19 protein-coding genes are annotated in these 21,333 nt (G+C 54.3%); 11 read left to right on the top strand and 8 right to left on the bottom strand.

Features of this window, described 5'->3' with window-relative positions:
- Window positions 1-12: 12 nt before the first annotated feature.
- From M0D42_RS02975 to M0D42_RS02950, 6 genes are read left to right on the top strand one after another with little or no spacing between them, the layout of a single operon-like run.
- Complete coding sequence (locus tag M0D42_RS02975) at window positions 13-1,788, top strand: acyl-CoA dehydrogenase C-terminal domain-containing protein (protein WP_265020121.1); 1,776 nt, start codon at window positions 13-15, stop codon at window positions 1,786-1,788.
- Between the two features lie 9 nt (window positions 1,789-1,797).
- The gene (locus tag M0D42_RS02970; RefSeq protein WP_265020120.1) at window positions 1,798-2,010 is read left to right on the top strand and encodes a hypothetical protein; all 213 of its coding nucleotides are present in this window, start codon (window positions 1,798-1,800) and stop codon (window positions 2,008-2,010) included.
- 53 nt (window positions 2,011-2,063) lie between these two features.
- On the top strand, window positions 2,064-2,705 hold the full coding sequence (locus M0D42_RS02965; protein WP_265020119.1) for a glutathione S-transferase family protein: 642 nt from the start codon (window positions 2,064-2,066) through the stop codon (window positions 2,703-2,705).
- Window positions 2,706-2,715: 10 nt separating this feature from the next.
- On the top strand, window positions 2,716-3,927 hold the full coding sequence (locus M0D42_RS02960) for an acetyl-CoA C-acetyltransferase (RefSeq protein WP_265020118.1): 1,212 nt from the start codon (window positions 2,716-2,718) through the stop codon (window positions 3,925-3,927).
- Window positions 3,927-4,400, top strand: a complete 474-nt coding sequence (locus M0D42_RS02955; protein ID WP_265020117.1) for a cupin domain-containing protein — start codon at window positions 3,927-3,929, stop codon at window positions 4,398-4,400. Before M0D42_RS02960 ends, M0D42_RS02955 begins: the two co-directional genes overlap by 1 nt.
- Window positions 4,397-6,586, top strand: coding sequence for a 3-hydroxyacyl-CoA dehydrogenase NAD-binding domain-containing protein (locus M0D42_RS02950; RefSeq protein ID WP_265020116.1), 2,190 nt, complete (start codon window positions 4,397-4,399; stop codon window positions 6,584-6,586). Before M0D42_RS02955 ends, M0D42_RS02950 begins: the two co-directional genes overlap by 4 nt.
- A 14-nt stretch (window positions 6,587-6,600) precedes the next feature.
- On the opposite strand, the gene M0D42_RS02945 is transcribed toward M0D42_RS02950, so the two are convergent.
- Window positions 6,601-7,248 (bottom strand): sulfotransferase family protein, encoded by a 648-nt coding sequence (locus tag M0D42_RS02945; protein WP_265020115.1) that lies wholly within the window; start codon window positions 7,246-7,248, stop codon window positions 6,601-6,603.
- Between the two features lie 116 nt (window positions 7,249-7,364).
- Here M0D42_RS02945 and M0D42_RS02940 point away from each other — a divergent pair, with 116 nt between their 5' ends.
- Together M0D42_RS02940 and M0D42_RS02935 are read left to right on the top strand one after the other, a co-directional pair.
- Window positions 7,365-8,993, top strand: a complete 1,629-nt coding sequence (locus tag M0D42_RS02940) for an AMP-binding protein (RefSeq protein ID WP_265020114.1) — start codon at window positions 7,365-7,367, stop codon at window positions 8,991-8,993.
- Between the two features lie 68 nt (window positions 8,994-9,061).
- The gene (locus M0D42_RS02935; RefSeq protein ID WP_265020113.1) at window positions 9,062-10,072 is read left to right on the top strand and encodes a hypothetical protein; all 1,011 of its coding nucleotides are present in this window, start codon (window positions 9,062-9,064) and stop codon (window positions 10,070-10,072) included.
- A 17-nt stretch (window positions 10,073-10,089) separates the two neighbouring features.
- On the opposite strand, the gene M0D42_RS02930 is transcribed toward M0D42_RS02935, so the two are convergent.
- From M0D42_RS02930 to M0D42_RS02905, 6 genes are all read right to left on the bottom strand, one after another.
- A complete protein-coding gene (locus M0D42_RS02930) occupies window positions 10,090-10,893 on the bottom strand; it encodes a hypothetical protein (protein ID WP_265020112.1) in 804 nt (267 codons plus the stop codon).
- Window positions 10,894-10,960: 67 nt separating this feature from the next.
- Window positions 10,961-11,593 carry a uracil phosphoribosyltransferase gene (upp, locus tag M0D42_RS02925; RefSeq protein WP_265020111.1) on the bottom strand — a complete coding sequence of 211 codons (633 nt, stop codon included), beginning with the start codon at window positions 11,591-11,593 and terminating at the stop codon, window positions 10,961-10,963.
- A complete protein-coding gene (locus tag M0D42_RS02920) occupies window positions 11,590-12,576 on the bottom strand; it encodes an adenosine deaminase (RefSeq protein WP_265020110.1) in 987 nt (328 codons plus the stop codon). Before M0D42_RS02920 ends, upp begins: the two co-directional genes overlap by 4 nt.
- Window positions 12,573-13,784, bottom strand: coding sequence for a phosphopentomutase (locus M0D42_RS02915; protein ID WP_265020109.1), 1,212 nt, complete (start codon window positions 13,782-13,784; stop codon window positions 12,573-12,575). The genes M0D42_RS02920 and M0D42_RS02915 overlap by 4 nt, the downstream gene beginning before the upstream one ends.
- Window positions 13,781-15,088, bottom strand: coding sequence for a thymidine phosphorylase (locus M0D42_RS02910; protein ID WP_265020108.1), 1,308 nt, complete (start codon window positions 15,086-15,088; stop codon window positions 13,781-13,783). The genes M0D42_RS02915 and M0D42_RS02910 overlap by 4 nt, the downstream gene beginning before the upstream one ends.
- A complete protein-coding gene (locus tag M0D42_RS02905) occupies window positions 15,089-15,502 on the bottom strand; it encodes a cytidine deaminase (protein ID WP_265021085.1) in 414 nt (137 codons plus the stop codon).
- A gap of 223 nt (window positions 15,503-15,725) precedes the next feature.
- Between M0D42_RS02905 and M0D42_RS02900 the strand changes: the two genes are divergently transcribed.
- From M0D42_RS02900 to M0D42_RS02890, 3 genes are all read left to right on the top strand, one after another.
- Complete coding sequence (locus M0D42_RS02900; RefSeq protein WP_265020107.1) at window positions 15,726-18,005, top strand: NADP-dependent malic enzyme; 2,280 nt, start codon at window positions 15,726-15,728, stop codon at window positions 18,003-18,005.
- Window positions 18,006-18,232: 227 nt separating this feature from the next.
- On the top strand, window positions 18,233-20,125 hold the full coding sequence (locus M0D42_RS02895; RefSeq protein ID WP_265020106.1) for a propionyl-CoA synthetase: 1,893 nt from the start codon (window positions 18,233-18,235) through the stop codon (window positions 20,123-20,125).
- 170 nt (window positions 20,126-20,295) lie between these two features.
- Window positions 20,296-20,502 carry a cold-shock protein gene (locus tag M0D42_RS02890; protein WP_265020105.1) on the top strand — a complete coding sequence of 69 codons (207 nt, stop codon included), beginning with the start codon at window positions 20,296-20,298 and terminating at the stop codon, window positions 20,500-20,502.
- 47 nt (window positions 20,503-20,549) lie between these two features.
- Here the strand turns inward: M0D42_RS02890 and M0D42_RS02885 are convergent, their stop codons facing one another.
- On the bottom strand, window positions 20,550-21,311 hold the full coding sequence (locus M0D42_RS02885; RefSeq protein ID WP_265020104.1) for an NAD kinase: 762 nt from the start codon (window positions 21,309-21,311) through the stop codon (window positions 20,550-20,552).
- Window positions 21,312-21,333: the final 22 nt, after the last annotated feature.

Genomic DNA, 21,333 nt, shown 5'->3' with positions numbered 1-21,333 from the left:
CCGGAGACAAATATGCCAACCTACACCGCGCCAACCAAAGACATGCAGTTTCTGTTGCACGATGTTCTGAAAGTCAGCGAAAGCGATACGCCTGGCTATGCTGATCTGGATCGTGACTTCACCAATGCCATACTGGAAGAAGCCGGACGACTGAACAGCGAAGTCGTGGCCCCTTTGAACGTGGTTGGTGATCAGGAAGGCTGTCGTTTGGAAAACGGTGTGGTCTATACACCATCGGGTTTCAAAGAAGCCTTTGAGCAGGTCAAAGAAGGCGGTTGGACGGGGCTTGATATGCCCGAGGAGTTCGGCGGCCAAAACATGCCCGTGGTGCTTGGTACAGCTGTCGGCGAGATGTTCTCTGCCGCAAACCAGGCCTTCACCATGTATCAGGGCCTGACCCACGGCGCGGCATCCGCGATTTTGGCACATGGCACGGATGAGCAGAAGGCGACCTATCTGCCAAATATGGTCAGCTGCGAATGGACCGGCACCATGAACCTGACAGAGCCGCACTGCGGCACCGATCTGGGCCTCATGCGCACCAAAGCGGAACCGCAGGATGATGGCAGCTACAAAATTTCCGGCCAGAAGATCTTCATCTCAGCTGGCGAGCACGACATGGCGGATAACATCATCCACCTCGTGCTGGCGAAAATCCCAGGTGGGCCCGAAGGCATCAAAGGCGTGTCGCTCTTTATTGTGCCAAAGTTCATAGTCAATGAAGATGGCTCACTCGGCGCACGCAATGGTGTCTCTGTTGGCAATATCGAAAAGAAGATGGGCATCCACGGCAACTCAACCTGTGTGATGAACTACGACGAAGCAACGGGCTACCTTTTAGGTGAGGAACATAAAGGCATGCGCGCCATGTTCACCATGATGAACGAAGCGCGACTTGGCGTGGGGATGCAGGGTCTCTCACAAGCCGAAGGTGCCTACCAGAACGCAGTGGCCTATGCAAAAGATCGCCTGCAGGGCCGCGATGTGACGGGTGCCAAAAATCCGGATGGCCCAGCTGATCCATTGATTGTGCACCCGGACATTCGCCGCGCGCTTATGGATCAAAAGAGCTTCATCGAAGGTGGCCGAGCCTTCCTGCTTTGGGGTGCTCAACTGATTGATGAAGCCCACCGCTCAGGTGACAAAGACGCCGATGGCCTTGTATCCCTGCTCACCCCTGTCATCAAAGGTTTCCTGACCGATCAGGGCTACGACATGACGGTACAGGCTCAGCAGGTCTATGGCGGTCACGGCTACATCGAAGAACATGGTATGAGCCAGTTCACCCGCGATGCACGCATCACCATGATCTATGAAGGCGCAAACGGCGTGCAGGCGTTGGATCTGGTGGGGCGTAAACTGGCGCAAGATGGCGGTAAGCACGTCATGGCCTTCTTTGACCTGGTGAAAAGCTTCTGCAAAGAACATGGCGAAGACGAAGCCATGGCAGACTTCATTGAGCCATTAAAAACCGCAAGCAAACATCTTCAAGCCGCCGGTATGTATTTCATGCAAAACGGCATGAAGAATCCGAACCATGCCTTGGCCGGATCTTATGATTTCATGCACCTCTTTGGTCATGTCTGTCTGGGCCTGATGTGGGGCCGTATGGCGCGCGCATCTTTGGATGCAATCGCTGCCGACACCGCCGACGTGGCGTTCCACGAGACCAAGTTGGCGACAGCGCGTTACTATATGGCACGCCGCCTGCCAGCCACGGCCATGCACCTCGCTCGCATTGAAAGCGGTGCAGACACCGTTATGGCGCTGGATGCCGAAGCTTTCTAAGGAAAAACCATGCCAAAACGCTTTCGCCTAACCCGCCGCATGCCAATTGCACTGACCGAAGATGCCTATCGGCGCCTGAAACGGTTTTCACAAGAGGCCGGTTTGGACGAAGGTGAAGCGCTGTCATTTCTCTTCGAAAACTTCGACGCCGTTACAGACCAAGAAGGACTGGCGCATCGCCTGCGCCGGTTCAATCTGGAACTCGAAGCGCGAAAGCGCTGATTTAGAACTGGAGGAAGAACCTCCGGCACGCAATTGGATTTTGGGAGCACCTAATGACCTTAAAACTCTACTGCTTCGGTGAAAGCGGCAACGCTTACAAAGCCGCACTCGCGCTGGAACTTTCCGGCCTACCTTGGGAAGCTGTCTATGTTGACTTCTTCAAAGGCGAAGCCCGCAGTGAAGAGTATTTGAGCAATGTGAATGAGATGGGAGAAGTCCCGGTTCTGGTGGATGGCGATATAAAGCTTTCACAGTCCGGCGTGATCCAGCAGTACATCTCGGACAAGTCTGGGAAATTTGGCGGCAAAGACGCCGCAGAGCGCTATGAAATCCTGCGCTGGGTTCTATGGGACAACCATAAGCTTTCTTCCCAGAACGGCGCGACCCGTTTCCTCATGAACTTCCTGCCAGAGGACAAACGTCCCAAAGAGGCCATTGCCTTCCTGCAGGGCCGCTTGAAAGCCGCCTACAAGGTGCTGGATGGTCATCTGGAGGGTCGCGATTGGATGGTTGGCGATGGTCTTACCAACGCTGACATCTCCTGCTGCGGCTACCTCTTTTACCCAGAACCTTTCGGTTTTGACCGCAAAGACTGGCCAAACATTGACCGCTGGCTTTCAAACATTGAAGCCACTCCCGGTTGGAAACACCCATACGATCTGATGCCCGGTCACCCAAGCGACCGCGGCCTTTAAGGAGACCAACATGACAGACGCCTATATCTATGACGCCGTGCGGTCCGTGCGCGGTAAAGGCCGAAAAGATGGCTCTTTGCATGAAGTCAGCGCTCCAAAGCTCAGTGCCGCGGTGCTGAATGCGTTGAAATCTCGTAACAATCTGGAGGGCCATGCGGTCGAGGATGTGATTTGGGGCAATGTCACTCAGGTTGGCGAACAAGGGGCCTGCTTGGCACGAACCGCCGTGTTGGCATCCGACTTGGATGAAAGCATCCCAGGCGTATCCATCAACCGTTTTTGCGCCTCTGGGCTCGAAGCTGTGAACATGGCGGCAAACCAAGTGCGTGGTGGCGGCGGCGACGCCTATATCGCAGGTGGCGTAGAATGCATGAGCCGCGTGCCGATGGGCATGGACGGCGGTGCCATTGCCGTCGATCCTTCCATCGCGATTGATAACTACTTTGTGCCGCAAGGCATTTCCGCCGACATCATCGCGACTGAATACGGCTTCACACGTGATCAGGCAGATGCATTGGCCGTCGAAAGCCAGCGTCGGGCTAAGGCTGCCTGGGATGCCGGGCATTTTGAAAAATCCATCATTCCTATCGAAGACATCAACGGCCTGCCGATCCTCGCACATGATGAATATATGCGGCCTGAAACCGACATGCAGTCTCTTGGCGCATTGAAACCGTCTTTCAAAGACATGGGTGAATTCATGCCCGGTTTCGACAAGATCGCGCTGATGAAATACCCGCATCTGGAAAAGATCGAGCACATTCACCATGCGGGGAACTCTTCAGGCATCGTGGACGGCTCTGCGGCGGTTCTGATCGGCAATAAGGAATACGGCGAACGCATGGGCCTGACGCCCCGCGCGCGCATCAAATCCACAGCCAAAATCGGCACGGATCCGACGATCATGCTGACCGGTCCGGTTCCAGTTACGCAGAAAATCCTGCGCGAAAGCGGGATGGAGATCGGTGACATTGACCTCTTTGAAGTCAACGAAGCGTTTGCCTCCGTCGTGATGCGCTTCATGCAGGCCTTTGAAGCTGATCCCGACAAGGTCAACGTGAATGGTGGCTCTATCGCAATGGGCCACCCTCTTGGCGCGACGGGCGCGATGATCCTTGGCACGCTGCTGGACGAACTTGAGCGTTCTGACAAGGAAACCGGCCTAGCCACGCTTTGCATCGGCTCTGGCATGGGCGCCGCAACCATTATCGAGCGTGTCTGATGCCGAAGATTGATCTTGATAATATCAAGCCACGATCCGGCACCATCTACCCTGAGATTCATCATAAAGAGATGGAGGGGCGATCCAGCCTGCGGTTCAGCGATGCGGCTGGCTTGACCCAATTCGGAGCCAATATCACCATTTTGGAACCCGGCGCGAAATCTAGCCTGCGGCACTGGCATGAAAACCAAGACGAGTTCGTCATGGTGATTTCCGGCACGGCAACTCTACTGGATGACCATGGCGAAACAGAGCTGTCAGCTGGCGAATGCGCCGCCTTCCCTGCGGGTGATGCCAACGGCCATACCATCGTAAACAAATCGAGCGGCGAAGTGCGCTTTCTCGCTGTCGGTGCGCGCACGCCGACAGAGGTCGGGTGGTACAGCGATCTCGACATGAAAGTGACCATTGATGAAGGCGGTTATGCCTTCACCCGTAAAGACGGCAGCCCCTATCCGGGAGACGACACATGACTGATTTTACAATGAATATTGATGCCGAAGGCATCGCGACGCTGGTCTGGGACACTCAAGGCAAGAGCATGAACGTGCTGAACCTTGAAGCATTGGAACTGCTCGACAAATTCACCGACGAGGCGCTGGTGGATGAAAATGTCAAAGGCATTATCATCACCTCTGGCAAGGAGGGCAGTTTCGCGGGCGGAATGGACCTCAATATCATCGCAAAGATGAAGGAGATGGCCGGCGACAACCCTGCCAAGGGTCTGTTTGATGGGATCATGGAGATGCATCGTATTCTGCGCAAAATTGAACGCGCTGGCATGGACCCGAAGACCAATAAAGGCGGCAAACCAGTGGCCTGTGTGATGCCAGGCACTGGTCTCGGCATCGGCATGGAAATCCCATTGGCAACACACCGGATTTTTGCAGCGGATAACCCAAAGGCCAAGATTGGCTTGCCGGAAATCATGGTCGGTATCTTTCCGGGTGCGGGTGGAACCACGCGTCTGGTGCGCAAGATGGGTGCCATGGCGGCCGCTCCCTTCTTGCTGGAGGGCAAGCTGAGTGATCCCAAGAAAGCCAAAGCGGCTGGTCTCATTGATGAGGTCAGCGATGACCCGATGGCGGCGGCACGCGAATGGATTTTGTCGGAACCTAAGTTCGTCAAACCTTGGGATGAAAAGGGCTACAAAATGCCCGGTGGCACACCCTACCACCCGGCTGGTTTCATGACCTATGTCGGTGCCTCGGCTATGGTGCATGGCAAGACCTGGGGTGCTTTCCCAGCGGCCAAAGCTTTGCTGAGTGCTGTTTATGAGGGCGCATTGGTGCCATTTGACACGGCCCTGAAAGTCGAAGCGCGCTGGTTCACCAATGTCTTGATGAACCCAAGCTCTGGCGCCATGATCCGCAGCCTCTTCATCAATAAAGAAGCTTTGGAAAAGGGCGCAAACCGCCCAGCCGTTGACGATCAGAAGGTCAAAAAAGTTGGTGTTCTGGGCGCGGGCATGATGGGTGCGGGTATTGCTTTGGTTTCTGCCAAAGCAGGAATCGATGTGGTTCTGATCGACCAGAACCAAGATGCGGCGAATCGTGGTAAGGCTTACACCGAAGCCTTTGCCGACAAAGGCATTGCGCGAAAAAAGGCGACACCTGAGCATAAGGAAGCAATGCTCTCGCGTATCAATGCAACCACAGACCTAGACGCGCTCAAAGATGTCGATCTGATCATCGAAGCGGTGTTTGAAGATCCGAAGGTGAAGGCGGAAATGACCCAAAAGGTCGAGGCCGTGATCCCGAAGGATGCGATCTTTGCCTCCAACACCTCGACCTTGCCTATCACCGAACTTGCCAAAGCCTCAAGCCGCGCGGATCAGTTCATTGGCATCCACTTCTTCTCACCGGTTGAGAAAATGCTGCTGGTTGAGATCATCAAAGGCAAGGAAACTGGCGACAAAGCCGTTGCGAAAGCGCTTGATTACGTTCGTCAGATCAAGAAGACGCCGATTGTAGTCAATGACGCGCGCTTCTTCTACGCCAACCGCTGCATCATCCCTTACATCAACGAAGGCCTGCGCATGATTGGCGAAGGCGTGGCCGCTGCCCTGATCGATAACTCCGCTCAGCTGCTGGGCTTCCCGGTGGGTCCGATCCAATTGGTCGATGAAACCTCTGTTGATCTGGGGGCAAAAATCGCCCGTGCCACAAAGGCCGCCATGGGTGAGGACTACCCGGATAGTGCGGTTGATGACGTGATCTTCTTTATGGAAGCTGAAGGGCGTCTTGGGCGCAAAGTCAAAGCAGGCTTCTATGACTATGACGAGAAAGGCAAACGTCAGGGATATTGGTCTGGCATCGGCGCGCAGTACGACCGTCTTGAGGATCAACCTGACGTCAGCGAAGTACAAAACCGTCTGATGTTCGCGCAGGTACTGGAAGCGGTCCGCGCACTGGAAGAAGGTGTGTTGGAAGACATTCGCGAAGGCGACGTTGGCGCGATCCTAGGCTGGGGCTTTGCCCCGTGGTCCGGTGGCCCGTTTGCTTGGCTGGATATCGTTGGTGCGGCATGGGCTGCCGAGCAATGTGATGCGCTTGAAGAGAAATTTGGCGCACGCTTTGCCTGCCCGAAACTTCTTCGCGACATGGCCGAGAACACCGAAACTTTCTATGAACGTTTCGCCCCAGCTAAAGCGGCCTGATCGAACTAGTCGTACTAGTCGAAACGATAGCCAAACCGGTCAATATCGACCCGGCAGATGTCGCCCAATAGGGCGGCATCTTCTTCGTCATAGTAGCTGCGATAGTCGTTGTCCCGATCTGATTGATTGACCTGCGGCAGGTCCAACTCAAATCCCAAATGCTCAAACAGCGGCTGCGCGTCAGTCGCAAAGTGTTCCAGCCGGATATAGAGCTTTCCCTGCTCCACCCCACGCATATCCGTCATGTAACGCACATAGGGTGATCCTTCGAGGGAGGTCTGCGTGTGCGGATGGGACAGAAACTCCTTGAATGTCAGCGCCTTAGATAAACGAACGGCGGTGTGCTCAAATCCCTGATCCCGCAGCCAGTGATAATAACTCACAAAACGATCCCAGGGATTGCGCACGAGTGTAAAGCTAAAAAACGTCTCGATTTCTTCGCGGGTTGCCAGGCCTTCGATGTCGGACAGCCCAGAGTGTTTCCAAAGCCGTCCATTGGCCAAAACACCTTTGACGCGCCGCCGCCGTTTCGCAGCCTTTGGCGTGTCGCCGAGCATAATGTCGTCCTTCATGGCACGGTCCTCTAGGGCCAATGCCAAGGATGTGCCTCCGGTTTTGGGGATGTGCACAAAGATATAACGACGTCCGCGCGACAAAATCATGCGCTCACCCTACGCCAGCACGTTACGTAAATCTACGGACGGGTTCCTACGGGTTTCCCAAAAGACATTGCCTCGCTAGGGTTTAGTAACATCTGACATGTGGGGAGGACATGGCTATGGGCTGGATGAAAGATGAAACCGGGCTTGATAAGAACGCCGCAAACTATGTGCCACTTACGCCGTTATCGCACTTAAAACGTGCAGCAGAAGTCTATCCCGATCGTCTGGCGGTTTCCTACGGCAAACACCGAGAGACCTACGAAGGCTATGCAGACCGTATCACGCGCCTTGCCTCTGCGCTGGTGAAATTGGGTGTTGGCCCAGGAGACGTGGTCGCCACGCTGCTTCCCAATGTCCCGGCACAGGTCGAAGCGCATTTCGGGGTTCCAGCCTGTGCAGCTGTGATCAACACCATCAATATACGTCTTGATGTGTCGACAGTTGCTTACATTTTTGATCACGGCGAAGCCAAAGTCGTACTGGTAGACAGCGCCCTGATCCCGCTTGCGGAAGCCGCAATTGACGTGATGGAAGGAGAAGCGCCCCAGATTGTTGAAGTCGCAGACCCGAATGCTGGCATCGCTGCGTCTGGGAAATATCCAGAATACGAGGACCTGCTAAAGTCTGCTGATCCAGAGTTCCAATGGATCTGGCCCGAAGACGAGTGGGAAAGCCTTGCCTTGAACTACACCTCTGGCACCACTGGGCGCCTTAAAGGTGTGGTCTATCACCATCGCGGCGCATATCTGATGACCATGGGCACACTGGTCAGCTGGCACATGGGCCAAACACCGGTTTATCTGACGATTGTCCCGCTCTTCCACTGCAACGGCTGGAACCACTCCTGGATGCTACCGATTGTCGGCGGAACTTTGGTTTGCTGTCGAGACGTGACTGCAAGCAATGTCTTTGATGCCATTGCGGACGAAGGGGTGACACATTTTGGTGGAGCCCCTATCGTTCTGAATACATTGGTTAATTCCTCGATGGAGGAGCGTCGTGATTTTGACCACGAAGTTCAGGTATTCACAGCCGGAGCGCCCCCGGCCCCGGCTACATTGGCCAAAGTGGCAGACCTCGGATTTAATGTCACCCATGTCTATGGGCTGACAGAAACTTATGGCCATGTGACGGGCTGCCTCTGGCAGGCTGATCGTTGGTCTGACTGCAGCGAAGATGAGGCAGCCGCCATCAAGGCCCGCCAGGGGGTGGCGATGCCGATGATGGAACCTGTTGTTGTCCGAGACAGCACACACACCAAAATCGCGCGGGACGGAACAGCCCAGGGCGAGATCGCTCTTCGCGGCAATACAGTCATGAAAGGATATCTCAAGAACCCGGAAGCCACTGCAGAGGCCTTTAAAGGTGGCTACTTTAATTCTGGAGATATCGCGATCCAGCATCCTGACAGCTACATACAAATCGCTGACCGAGCGAAAGACATCATTATTTCTGGTGGTGAGAATATCAGTTCGGTGGAGGTTGAGAACACGCTCATGGCGCACCCGGACGTGTCGCTGGCTTCCGTTGTTGCGATGCCACATGAGAAATGGGGCGAAGTTCCCTGTGCCTTTGTGGAATTGAAAGATGGCGCTGCAGAGGATGCTGAAGCGCTGGTGGCGTTTGCAAGAGAACGGCTTGCTGGTTTTAAAACCCCGAAGCGTGTGGTGTTTGAGGCTTTGCCCAAGACCGCGACCGGCAAAGTGCAGAAATTTGAGCTCCGTAAACGGGCAGCAACGCTTTAGGCCCGATTGCGGCAGGCGGGCATTGCGCGTAAACTGCCCGGCAAAAGCAGGAAGAGCAGTTTCCGAAAATGACCGCGCTGAACAAATATCAGCGCCTAGAGGCCTCTGGCCTTTGGCGCGCTGCACCGGAAGATCAACGCCGAGAGGTGATTGCGTCTATTGGTGATGCGACTTTGGTCATCTCGGATATGCAGGACCGCCCGCTAACGCATTGGTCCATTCCTGCGATCAAACGCGCCAATCCGGGTAAGTTGCCTGCGGTTTACCATCCTGCTGGGGATTCAACGGAAACCCTTGAACTCGCGGAAAACGAAACCGAAATGGTCGCTGCGATTGAGAAGATCCAGAAGGCCATTGATCGCAAAGAAGCCCACCCCGGTAGACTGCGAGGGTTTGCCTTTGCTGCATCCTTGGCTGCCGTTGTGGCAGGCGCGATCTTCTGGTTCCCAAATGCGCTGCGCAATCATGTGACCTCGGTTGTGCCGCAAATCAATCGCGTCGTGATCGGCCAAGATATTCTGGCTCAGATGGCACCTGTCACTGGGCAGGCCTGCCATGAAGAGATCGCGAACGGAGCGCTTGGGAAACTCGCGCTGCGCTTGGATATCAGCGAAATCGTCGTGGTGCCTGGCGGCATTCGAACAACAGCGAGCCTGCCGGGTGGTGTCGTTCTGCTTTCTCGCGCGATATTGGAAGATCACGAAGACCCAGCCGTGGCTGCCGGTTATGTGATTGCAGAGATGCAACGGACAAAACTTGTCGATCCGCTTGCGCAACTCTTGGAAAATGGTGGGCTTTGGGCGAGCTTCAGGTTGCTGACAACCGGTCAGCTGACCGCTGAGACGCTAAAGGATCACGCCGAATGGTTGGTCAGTGCAAAGCCGAATGAAATCGATCCCGGTCTGCTCTCGGACAGTTTTGCATCCCTGAAAATCCCAGCCAGCCCATACGCTTACGCCGTTGATATCTCAGGTGAAACAACAATCGATCTGATCGAAGCAGATGCGCTTTTGTCCGATCCACAATCCATCATGAGTGATGGAGAATGGGTCGCGCTGCAAGAAATCTGCAATAGTTAAATCCGAAGGCTTCCAGCCTATTTGGTGACAGTTTCGCGTGCAGGCACTTTGATCAACCGGCGAGGTACAGTCTGCGTCCAGATCGCATCCATTTTTGCTTTACCCGCGAAGGTTTGATCCGCACGCAACGGGTTCAGACGATCATCTTTCCAAACGGTTTTGTAACCCTTTGGCGGTTTCACAATCGTATTGCCTCGGTTTTCATAGACGTGGCGCGGGATGACACGCACGTTATCGGCAACCTGCCCCTCTACCACCACGTCACCGCGACGCGGCTTGCGGTTCACCACACGCTGCGGCAAAGGCTTGGTCCGCGTCGATGTCACAACCTTTGGCGCAACATCCGCCTTAGGCTGGTACGGCTTCACAGCAATTGTACGGGGTTGAGCAACCACAGGCGTCGCGTAGCGTTTTGGTGCCGCAGTCTGGCGCACCTGCACAGCGCGCTTCGGCGCAGGTTGCGCAGCCACAATCACCGGTTTTGCCATTGGCGTCGGTTCTGCGACGGGCGCTGCTTCTGGGGTGATTTTCACCACACGCTCAGGCTGAGAGGCTGATTTACGCTGCTCTGCATTCAATGTGGGTTGAAAACCGCAGACCAACTTCCGGTCCCGCGTGACGCGCGGCACCCAATTGGTGCCGCCATTCACACCGGCGCGCACAAAGACGCAACCACGGCTATCCACATATTGATTGCCCTGAAAGCTCGCAGGTGGAAGCTCGGCAGGATCACCATCCTTGCGCAAAGACTTCGCGTCGACTGCCTGAATGCCGACAATTGAAGCGATCAACGCGATCGCAATAGCCCTAGTAAACTGCATCATGCCCCCACAAGATATGGGGGCAGTCTAGCCGCATTACGCTATATGAGTAAAGCGTGCATATAGTTTATTTTGTACCGAACATACGGTCACCTGCATCGCCGAGACCCGGAACGATATAGCCCTTTTCATTAAGCTTTTCGTCCAATGCAGCCGTCACAATCGGAACATCCGGGTGCGCTTCTTTCATGCGCGCCACCCCTTCTGGGGCTGCCAGAAGGCAGAGGAAATGAATATTGGTTGCACCCGCTTCTTTAAGCAAATCGATCGCCGCAGCCGAGGAATTCCCGGTTGCCAGCATTGGATCAACTGCAATCACCAAACGCTTATCGAGCTGCGTAGGCACTTTAAAATAGTACTGAACGGGCTCTAGCGTCTCTTCATCACGATAAAGCCCCACAAATCCAACACGCGCAGATGGGATCAATTCGAGCATACCATCCAATAACCCGTTACCCGCCCGAAGGATCGAGACCAGCGCCAATTTGGAGCCAGCCAAGGCTGGCGCTTCCATCTCTTGCATTGGTGTCTGAATCGTCCGTGTGGTCATCGGCAGATCGCGGGTGACCTCATAGGCCAAAAGCTGACTGATCTCACGAAGAAGCTGGCGGAATTCCGCGGTTGATGTCTCTTTCTTCCGCATAAGGGTCAGTTTGTGCTGCACCAGCGGGTGGTTCACGACGGTCAGATGATTGGTCATGTGAGCTCCAGTTTTTTCATCACGCGATCCCGCGTGGCATCATCACAAAAGGCGGCTTTGGCCGCAGTGATATTCAAATCCGTAAAGTCTTCGACATCCCAGCCGAAAGCCTGCTGCAACATCTCATATTCACGTCTCATGGTTGTCGCAAAGAACGGGGGATCATCAGTTGAGATAGTCACATTCACACCGGCATCGCGCAAACGCTTGATCGGATGCGCCTCAAAGGATGGGTATACCCCCAAAACAACATTGGATCCTGGGCAAACTTCGAGCGTGATCTGGCGTGCAACCAGTTCTTCGATCAGCGCCGCGTCTTCGATCGAACGCACACCATGACCCACCCGTTCCACATTCAGATCACGAATGGCTTCGCGGACGCTTTCAGGTCCGCCGAACTCTCCGGCATGTGTTGTGAGACGCAGCCTGGCTTCTCGCGCCATATCGAAAGCGTAGGAGAAATCCCCCTGATGGCCCTGCCCCTCATCACCCCCCATGCCAAAGCCGACGATCCAATCGCCAGCGGTCTCAGCGGCGCATCGGGCAGATGCTTTGGCTTTTTCAGGCCCAAAGTGGCGCACGCAGGTCACGACACCACGCAGGATAATCCCAAGATCACGCTCAGCCTCATGAGCGGCCTCCTGCATCGCGGAAAGATACTCTTTCCATGCTGCAACGTCACCGCCCCCGCAGAAATCCGGAGAGATAAAGCTCTCCGTATAAACCACTCCGTTTGCGGCACTTTCTTCAAGTACGGCGCGTGTAAGCCGCGCATAGTCTTCAGGCGTTTTCAAAACTGATGTTGCCGCCTCATAGACCGATAAGAAATGCACAAAGTCCTTGAATGCATAACCACCTTCACTGTTGAAGACCTTGGAAATATCGACCTTTTTTTCTGCCGCCAGTTGGCGCACAAAATCAGGAGGCGCAGCCCCCTCGTGATGCAGATGCAGCTCCACCTTTGGAAGGTCAGCGACGTTCATAGAAAACTCCTTCCGGGACCCAGCCCGGTCACACCAAGATGTTGTGCAACACTAGCTGCAACATCTGAAAAATTCACAATTCCTGCTTGGCCGGCGCCCAGGCCGTGGCACAGGACTGGCACACGTTCGCGTGTGTGATCAGTTCCAATCCAGCTTGGGTCATTGCCATGGTCAGCAGTGATCAACAAGAGATCATCCGGCTTGAGTTTGCCAATGAGCTGCCCGATTTCACGATCAAACCATTCAAGGGCACGCGCATACCCACTGATATCGCGGCGGTGGCCGTATTCGCTGTCAAATTCCACAAAATTGGCGAATGTCAGGCTGCCGTTCTCGGCAGTTTCAACCAAATTGTGCAGTTGGTTCATCAGCTCTGCATCAGTTCCTTTGCGCAGCTCATCTATGCCTTGCATAGAGAAAATATCCCCAATCTTTCCAAGCCCATAGACCTTCTGACCCGCATCTTGGACCCAATTGGTCAAAATGGGTTCTGGCGGCGTGATGGCAAAGTCTTTGCGATTGGTGGTCCGTGAGAACCCGGCAACCTCATCCCCGACAAAAGGGCGTGCGATCACACGGCCAACTTTTCGAGCGTGCAGGATTGGCGCTATGGCTTCACAAAACTCCAGCAGTCGAGCCAGGCCAAAGCTGTGCTCATGAGCCGCCACCTGAAAAACACTGTCTGCTGAGGTGTAGCATATTGGAAATCCGGTCTGGACGTGCAGCGCTCCAAGCTCGTCAATGATATCGGTACCCGATGCGTGACAATTGCCCAGAATACCCTGCACGTTCCCTGCCGTTGTGATGTCTTTCACCAGATCTTCTGGAAAGGATGGACGTGTATCCGGAAAAAAGCTCCAGTCCCAAGGAACTGGCAGTCCAGCGAGTTCCCAATGACCAGATGGCGTATCTTTGCCTTTGGAATGCTCCTGTGCCGCGGCCCAAAACCCTGTCGGCTCTGCATGCAAACCCGGTGTAGCTTCGCCTGACGCCAGACGCGTTGCAGCACCCAGACCAAGCGCATCCAATGTTGGTAGTTTTAATGGACCTGAACGCCCGTCTTCAGCTCGCCCTTCGGCACAGGCTTGCGCAATATGTGCAACTGTGTTCGCCCCAGTATCGGGGATATCTCCATTGAAGAATTGATCAGCATCGGTGGCACCACCAATGCCCACGGAATCTATTATGACAAGAAATGCGCGGCTCATGCGTCGATCCGTTCATGAATGAGTGGAGATGTCTCTGGTTTTTGCTCTGATAGCGTGATCGCTGCACGAACCTCAGCTGCTGCTTGTTCAGCTTTGTCCTCGCGAGAGGCGTGTATCTGAAGCAAGGGTTGGCCCTTCTTTACTTTGGTGCCCAGTCGGAGGACATCAGACAGGCCAACGGCTGGATCGACCACATCAGTTTCCACCTGTCGACCGCCTCCTAGCCCCACGACAGTCAATCCCAGTGCCTGTCCATCTATGTGAGACACGTAACCGCTTTTGGGTGCAGTGACTTCACGAATAACCGGCGCTTCAGGTAAGAAACGTCGCCAGTTTTCGGAAAATGCCACCGGTCCCCCCTGGGCAAAAACCATCTTTCCAAATGCCTCTGCTGCGCGCCCATCCTGTACCGACGCCGCGATCATTTGAGTACCTTCTTCGACATCTTTCGCAAGACCAGCATTGTTCAACAGCACACCACCAAGCGCACAGCTCAGCTCAAGCAATGCTCCATCTTTGCCGTCACACAGCACCGACATCACTTCAGCGATCTCTAAGGCGTTACCCAATGAAGATGCCAGAGGTTCGTTCATATCCGAGATCACAGCAGAGGTTGGGCAACCTGCAAGATTTGCGGTGCGAACAAGCGATTGCGCCAAAGCGCGCGCATCTTCTGGCGTTTTCATAAACGCGCCTGATCCGGTTTTGACGTCCAGAACAAGATGCTCCAATCCGGCCGCGAGCTTCTTGGACAGGATAGAGGCCGTGATCAGATCGAGGCTTTCGACAGTCGCTGTCACATCGCGCACTGCGTAAAGACGCTTATCTGCAGGAGCGATATTTGCACTCGCGCTGACTATGGCTGCTCCAGTTTCAGCAACAACACTGCGAAACCGATCTTCGTCCAGATCAACTCTTAACCCCGGAATACTTTCCATTTTATCGAGTGTGCCACCCGTGTGCCCAAGCCCGCGTCCTGAAATCATGGGAACAAAGCCGCCGCAAGCAGCCAAAGCCGGGGCCAGGACTAAGGAAACACAATCTCCAACACCGCCTGTGGAGTGCTTGTCAACCACTGGCCCATCGAATTCCCATGAAAGACAGTCACCGCTATCTCTCATGGCCAATGTCAGATCTGCGCGCGTCCCTTCGCTAAGGCCATTCAGACAGACAGCCATCGCAAAGGCCCCAGCTTGCGCATCGCTGACCGACTGGTCCGCCAGTCCTCTGGCAAACCACCGCAACTCTTCTAGGCTAGGTGTCTGACCGTATCTGACCCCGGCAATAATCGCGCGGGCATCCATTCAGGTGTTCTCCAGGTGCTCTTCAGTAAAGGCACCCGGCATCAGCTCAGACAGCGTCATCTTTTGTTCGACGCCATCTACAGTCGCCATGGTCACAACCACATCTCCTGCCCCGAACTCGATGAGTTTTTGACGACATCCTCCACAAGGAGACACTGGTAAAGGCGCGTCCGCAACAACGTAGACTTCAGTCAGACGCGACTCTCCACTCGCAATCATCGCCGCGATCGCCCCGGCCTCTGCACATGTACCTTCAGGATAAGCTACGTTTTCCACGTTGCAGCCTACATAGGTTTCACCGGCTTCAGTGGTCAGAGCTGCACCCACTTTGAAGTTGCTATAAGGCGCATAGGCATTCTCACGAACAGCGAGGGCTTTGTCTCTTAAACTCATATGCGTCTTCCTTCTTTCAATCGCTTCCTTAGAATGGGCCGAAATACCGAGCTGAAACTAGGTCCGGAACCATGATTTTTAACTGGTCAGTCAAAATTTCACAATGCTGTCTTGATCAATGATTTTGGTTTCAAAAACTTTGCGGTTGATCTGGTGAATATGCAAGCAATGCCTGAGACAAGTCGTCTCTTTACCCGAGTACGAATAATTAGTTTAAGGCTAAACAAAATGGGTGGACACATAAATGAGCGACAATAACAAGGACACGCTCCGTAAGGACGCGTTGTATTATCACGAGAATCCAAAACCAGGGAAATTGGAAGTTCGCGCGACAAAGCCATTGGCCAATGGCCGTGATCTTTCGCTTGCCTATTCTCCGGGGGTTGCAGAGGCCTGCCTGGAAATCAAAAGCGATGCTGCCAATGCTAGCAAATACACATCGCGTGGTAACTTGGTCGCTGTTGTGTCCAATGGCACTGCGGTGCTGGGGCTTGGAAACATTGGCGCGTTGGCCTCTAAGCCCGTGATGGAAGGCAAGGCAGTTCTATTTAAGAAGTTCGCCAACATCGATTGCTTTGACATTGAATTGGATGAAAAAGACCCTGAAAAGTTGGCTGATATCGTCTGCGCCTTGGGCCCGACATTTGGTGCGATCAACCTGGAAGACATCAAAGCGCCTGATTGCTTCATTGTTGAAGAACGGTGCCGCGAGCGCATGAATATCCCGGTATTTCATGATGACCAACACGGCACTGCGATCGTTGTGGGCGCGGCCGCAACCAATGCCCTACGCGTTGCTGGAAAGAACTTTGAAGACATTAAGATTGTGTCGACAGGCGGTGGTGCGGCTGGGATTGCCTGCCTGAACATGCTGCTGAAACTCGGAGTGAAACGCGAAAACGTTTGGCTCTGCGATATTCATGGCCTCGTTTATGAGGGACGCAAAGAGGATATGAATCCGCAGAAGGCTGCCTTTGCTCAGAAATCCGATCTGCGGACTCTGGATGATGTCATCGATGGGGCAGACCTCTTTCTTGGGCTCTCCGGCCCTAATGTTTTGAAGCCAGAAATGGTCGCGAAGATGACGGAACAACCGATTATCTTTGCCCTGGCGAACCCAACGCCAGAGATCATGCCGGACCTCGCACGCGAAATAGCTCCGAATGCGATCATCGCAACAGGCCGCAGCGACTTCCCGAACCAGGTGAACAACGTCCTGTGTTTCCCATTCATCTTCCGCGGTGCATTGGATGTGGGCGCGACTGAAATCAACGATGAGATGAAGATCGCTTGCGTTGAAGGCATTGCGGAACTGGCACGTACAACAACCTCGGCTGAAGCGGCTGCCGCCTACCAAGGTGAGCAACTGACCTTCGGTGCCGACTACCTGATCCCGAAACCATTTGACCCACGTTTGGTTGGTGTTGTCTCAGCCGCCGTTGCGAAGGCAGCGATTGAGAGCGGTGTTGCGACGCGTCCCATCGATGACATCGAGGAATATGTTGAAGAACTGAATCAATCGGTTTTCAAATCCGCCCTCCTCATGCGCCCTGTTTTCGAAGCAGCGGCAACCGCGTCCCGGAAAATTGTCTTCTCTGAAGGTGAAGACGAGCGCGTGCTACGTGCGGCACAGGCGATCCTTGAAGAGACCACAGAGAAACCAATCCTGATTGGCCGTCCAGAGGTTGTTGAAAGGCGCTGTCAACGACTTGGTTTGACGATCCGTCCGGAAAAGGACTTTGAGATCGTGAACCCAGAAAACGACCACCGGTATCGGGATTACTGGCAGACTTATCACAGGATCAATGCGCGCGACGGGGTCACACCTGATATCGCGCGGGCTGTGATGCGGACCAACACTACTGCGATCGCGGCTGTGATGGTGCATCGTGGCGAAGCAGACAGTATGATCTGCGGGGCCTTCGGCGAATATCGCTGGCATTTGAACTATGTGAACCAAGTTCTGGGCGATGAAACTCATTCACCTCACGGCGCACTGTCTCTCATGATCATGGAAGATGGGCCATTGTTTGTAGCCGACACCCACGTTTGGTCCCTGCCCTCTCCTGAGAACTTGGCATTGGTTGCAGAGGGAGCCGCTCGCCACGCGCGTCGCTTTGGTGTCGAGCCGAAAGTGGCCTTTTGCTCGCAATCTCAATTTGGCAATCAAAAGGAAGGCTCTGGCAAACGACTGCGGGATGCTATTGCACTACTCGACGCCAAAGACACGGATTTTGTTTACGAAGGCGAGATGAACATCGACGCGGCGCTTGATCCAAATCTATGTTTCAAGCTGCTACCTGATAACCGCCTGAACGGCCCTGCCAATGTTTTGCTCTTTGGGCATGCGGATGCGGCCTCTGCTGTGCGCAACATCCTGAAAGCGAAATCCGAAGCGATTGCGGTGGGGCCGATTTTGATGGGCATGGGTAACCGCGCTCATATCGTGACCCCATCCATCACAGTGCGCGGACTTTTGAACATGGCTGCCATAGCTGGAACACCGGTAACGCACTACAGCTAATTCGGAAGAATTGACTCAGTTTACAAGGTGCACATCGCGCCTTGTAAAACTCCAGAAAACTTTGCAAACCTTGAAATTTCCCTGAAATTTAATAGCACTTTGCAAGAGTTTGCAGCGCGACAAACTACAATTTTGCAAAATATTCAACAGAATTTCACCTAGTGAAACCTGCCGATCTTTACAGATTTGAACGGGAATAAGTAGTCTTGCCGCAAGGGAGAACTACGATGACTTATTCAGCCACCTATGACGCTTGGAAATCCAATCCAGAAGCCTTTTGGATGGAGGCCGCTGCTGCAATTGATTGGGATCACGCCCCTTCAATGGCGCTGAGTGATAAAGGCGACGGGTTGTTTGAATGGTTTGCCGATGCCAAGGTCAACACCTGCTGGAACGCGGTGGACCGTCATGTCGAAGCCGGTCGAGGCGATCAGACTGCGATCATCTATGACAGCCCAGTCACCGGTGTGAAAGAGCACATTTCTTACTCTGCTCTTCAAACACGTGTCGCAAATCTTGCGGGCGCACTAAGCGCACAGGGTGTGACGAAAGGCGATCGTGTCATCATCTATATGCCGATGGTTCCACAAGCACTGGAAGCGATGCTGGCCTGTGGTCGCATTGGCGCGATCCACTCTGTTGTCTTTGGGGGCTTTGCCGCCAATGAACTCGCGGTGCGGATTGACGATGCTACCCCCAAGGCGGTGATTGCGGCCTCTTGCGGCATCGAACCAGGGCGCATCGTCGAATACAAACCGCTTTTGGATGCGGCCATAGAGGCCGCAAATCACAAGCCTGATTTCTGCGTTGTCCTTCAGCGTGAGCAGCATGAAGCGTCCATGATCGAAGGTCGGGATTTCGACTATCACGGCTTCCAAGAAGGTATTGCACCAGCAGACTGCCTGCCTGTGGAAGGCAACCATCCCTCCTATATTCTTTATACCTCGGGCACGACCGGGCAGCCTAAAGGTGTAATCCGTCACACAGCTGGCCAGCTTGTGGCGCTGAATTGGACCATGCAGACCATCTACAATGTCAAACCTGGTGATGTGTTCTGGGCAGCGTCAGATGTGGGTTGGGTCGTTGGCCACTCCTACATCTGTTACGCTCCGCTGATCCATGGCAATACCACCATCGTCTTTGAAGGAAAGCCTGTCGGCACGCCGGATGCCGGCACCTTCTGGCGCGTGATCTCCGAACATAATGTGACGTCCTTCTTCACAGCTCCTACTGCACTGCGTGCAGTGAAACGAGAAGACCCCAATGGGGCACTTGTTCAAGACTACGATCTCTCCTGTCTTGGTCAGGTCTATCTTGCGGGCGAACGCGCTGATCCAGACACGCTTGAATGGGCGCAGGACCATCTGAAAGTACCTGTTATTGACCACTGGTGGCAGACGGAAACCGGCTGGGCGATTGCGGCCAATCCGCTGGGTATTGAAGAATTGCTTATTAAACTGGGCTCCCCAGCGAAGCCAATGCCGGGTTACGACGTTGAGATCCTCGGCGACGCCGGACACCCCGTTGCCGATGGAGAACTTGGCGCGATTGCAATTAGGTTGCCGCTCCCTCCTGGCACCCTGCCAACACTTTGGAACGCCGAAGCGCGGTACAAGTCGTCATATTTGGAAGCTTTCCCCGGCTATTATGAAACCGGTGACGCAGGAATGAAGGATGAAGACGGCTACCTCTATATCATGGCCCGCACGGATGATGTGATTAACGTCGCCGGGCACCGCCTCTCCACAGGTGCGATGGAAGAAGTGCTCGCTGCACATAGCGATGTCGCTGAATGCGCGGTGATTGGCGTGTCAGATTCACTGAAAGGGCAAATGCCGGTTGGCTTCCTTTGCCTCAACGCAGGCTGCGAACGCAACAGCGAGGAAGTCATCAAAGAAGTGGTCGCAGATGTCCGCAACACCATCGGCCCGGTCGCTGCATTTAAGAAGGCTGTTGTTGTCGATCGCCTTCCCAAAACCCGGTCCGGCAAAATCCTGCGCGGTACAATGGTCTCTATCGCGGATGGCAAAGAATGGAAAATGCCAGCAACCATTGATGATCCCGCCATTTTGGACGAGATCACAGATGCCCTTAAAACCATCGGCTATGCAACAACTTAGCCCTTTGACTTATCACAGTGCCCGTGTCATCAATCACGGGCACGACGTGCCTACTTCGTTTACCTGATACTGCCCCGACTTCACTCTTGGCGACCATGCATTCGATTTCTGCACAGACGCCTACCAAACCGCCGCATGTCGCGCGCGGTGATTTTTAAGGAGATACGGGAATGCCTACAGGTACCGTAAAATGGTTTAACACCGACAAAGGCTACGGCTTCATCGCACCAGAAGAAGGCGGCAAGGACGTGTTTGTTCACATCCGCGCGGTTCAAGATTCTGGCCTGCAAGGTCTGGCAGACAACCAAAAAGTGTCTTACGAGCTGCAATCCGGCCGTGACGGCCGCGAAAGCGCTGGCAGCCTCGAACTGCTGTAAGCTTAGCTTTTATTGAGTTTCGAAACGGGCGCCCAGCGCCCGTTTTTTTAGACGAATTGTTCGCGGATCAGACGCTCTTCAAGTCCGTGCCCCGGATCAAACAAAATTCGATGCCCAATCGCAGGCTCAGATCGAATTTCTACCGACACAACATCCCGCACGGACCGGCTGTCGGCATCTGCCATTACAGGACGTTTCTGAGGATTCATGACCTCTAAGCGCACGACAGAGCTTTTACGCACCAAGGCGCCGCGCCAGCGACGCGGTCTGAATGGCGCAATCGCCGTCAAAGCCAGCACATCAGACCCGATCGGCAAGATCGGACCATGGGCAGAGTAGTTATAGGCAGTTGATCCCGCTGGCGTCGCCAACAGCGCCCCATCACAAACCAACTCATCCATGCGCAGGCGCTCATCGATCCAAATCCGAAGTTTCGCGGCCTGAGGCCCCTGCCGAAGCATTGAAACCTCGTTGATGGCCAGTGCCTCGTGCACTTTGCCATCGCTTGTGGTGGCGCGCATTGAAAGCGGGTTGATCACCTCTTCCTCCGCGATCATCAACCGGTTCAGCAAATCGGTTTCGGCATATTCATTCATCAAGAAACCAACCGTGCCACGGTTCATCCCATAAACAGGGGCATCAATGTCCTGAGTCGCATGAAGCGTTTGCAGCATGAAACCGTCGCCCCCTAAGGCGACAATCACATCAGCCTCTTCCGGTTCACAGGAATCATAGCGGCCAATCAATGCCGCACGAGCCGTTTGCGCAATGGGCGCATCTGAAGCGAGAAAGGCGATTCTCTTTGCCATGATCTAAGACCGTTTCCTGTTT

Origin of the sequence: Cognatishimia activa (assembly GCF_026016445.1) — a bacterium.
In the GTDB taxonomy this organism is placed as follows: Bacteria; Pseudomonadota; Alphaproteobacteria; order Rhodobacterales; family Rhodobacteraceae; genus Cognatishimia; species Cognatishimia activa_B.
This window is presented reverse-complemented; position numbering and strand designations above follow the sequence as displayed.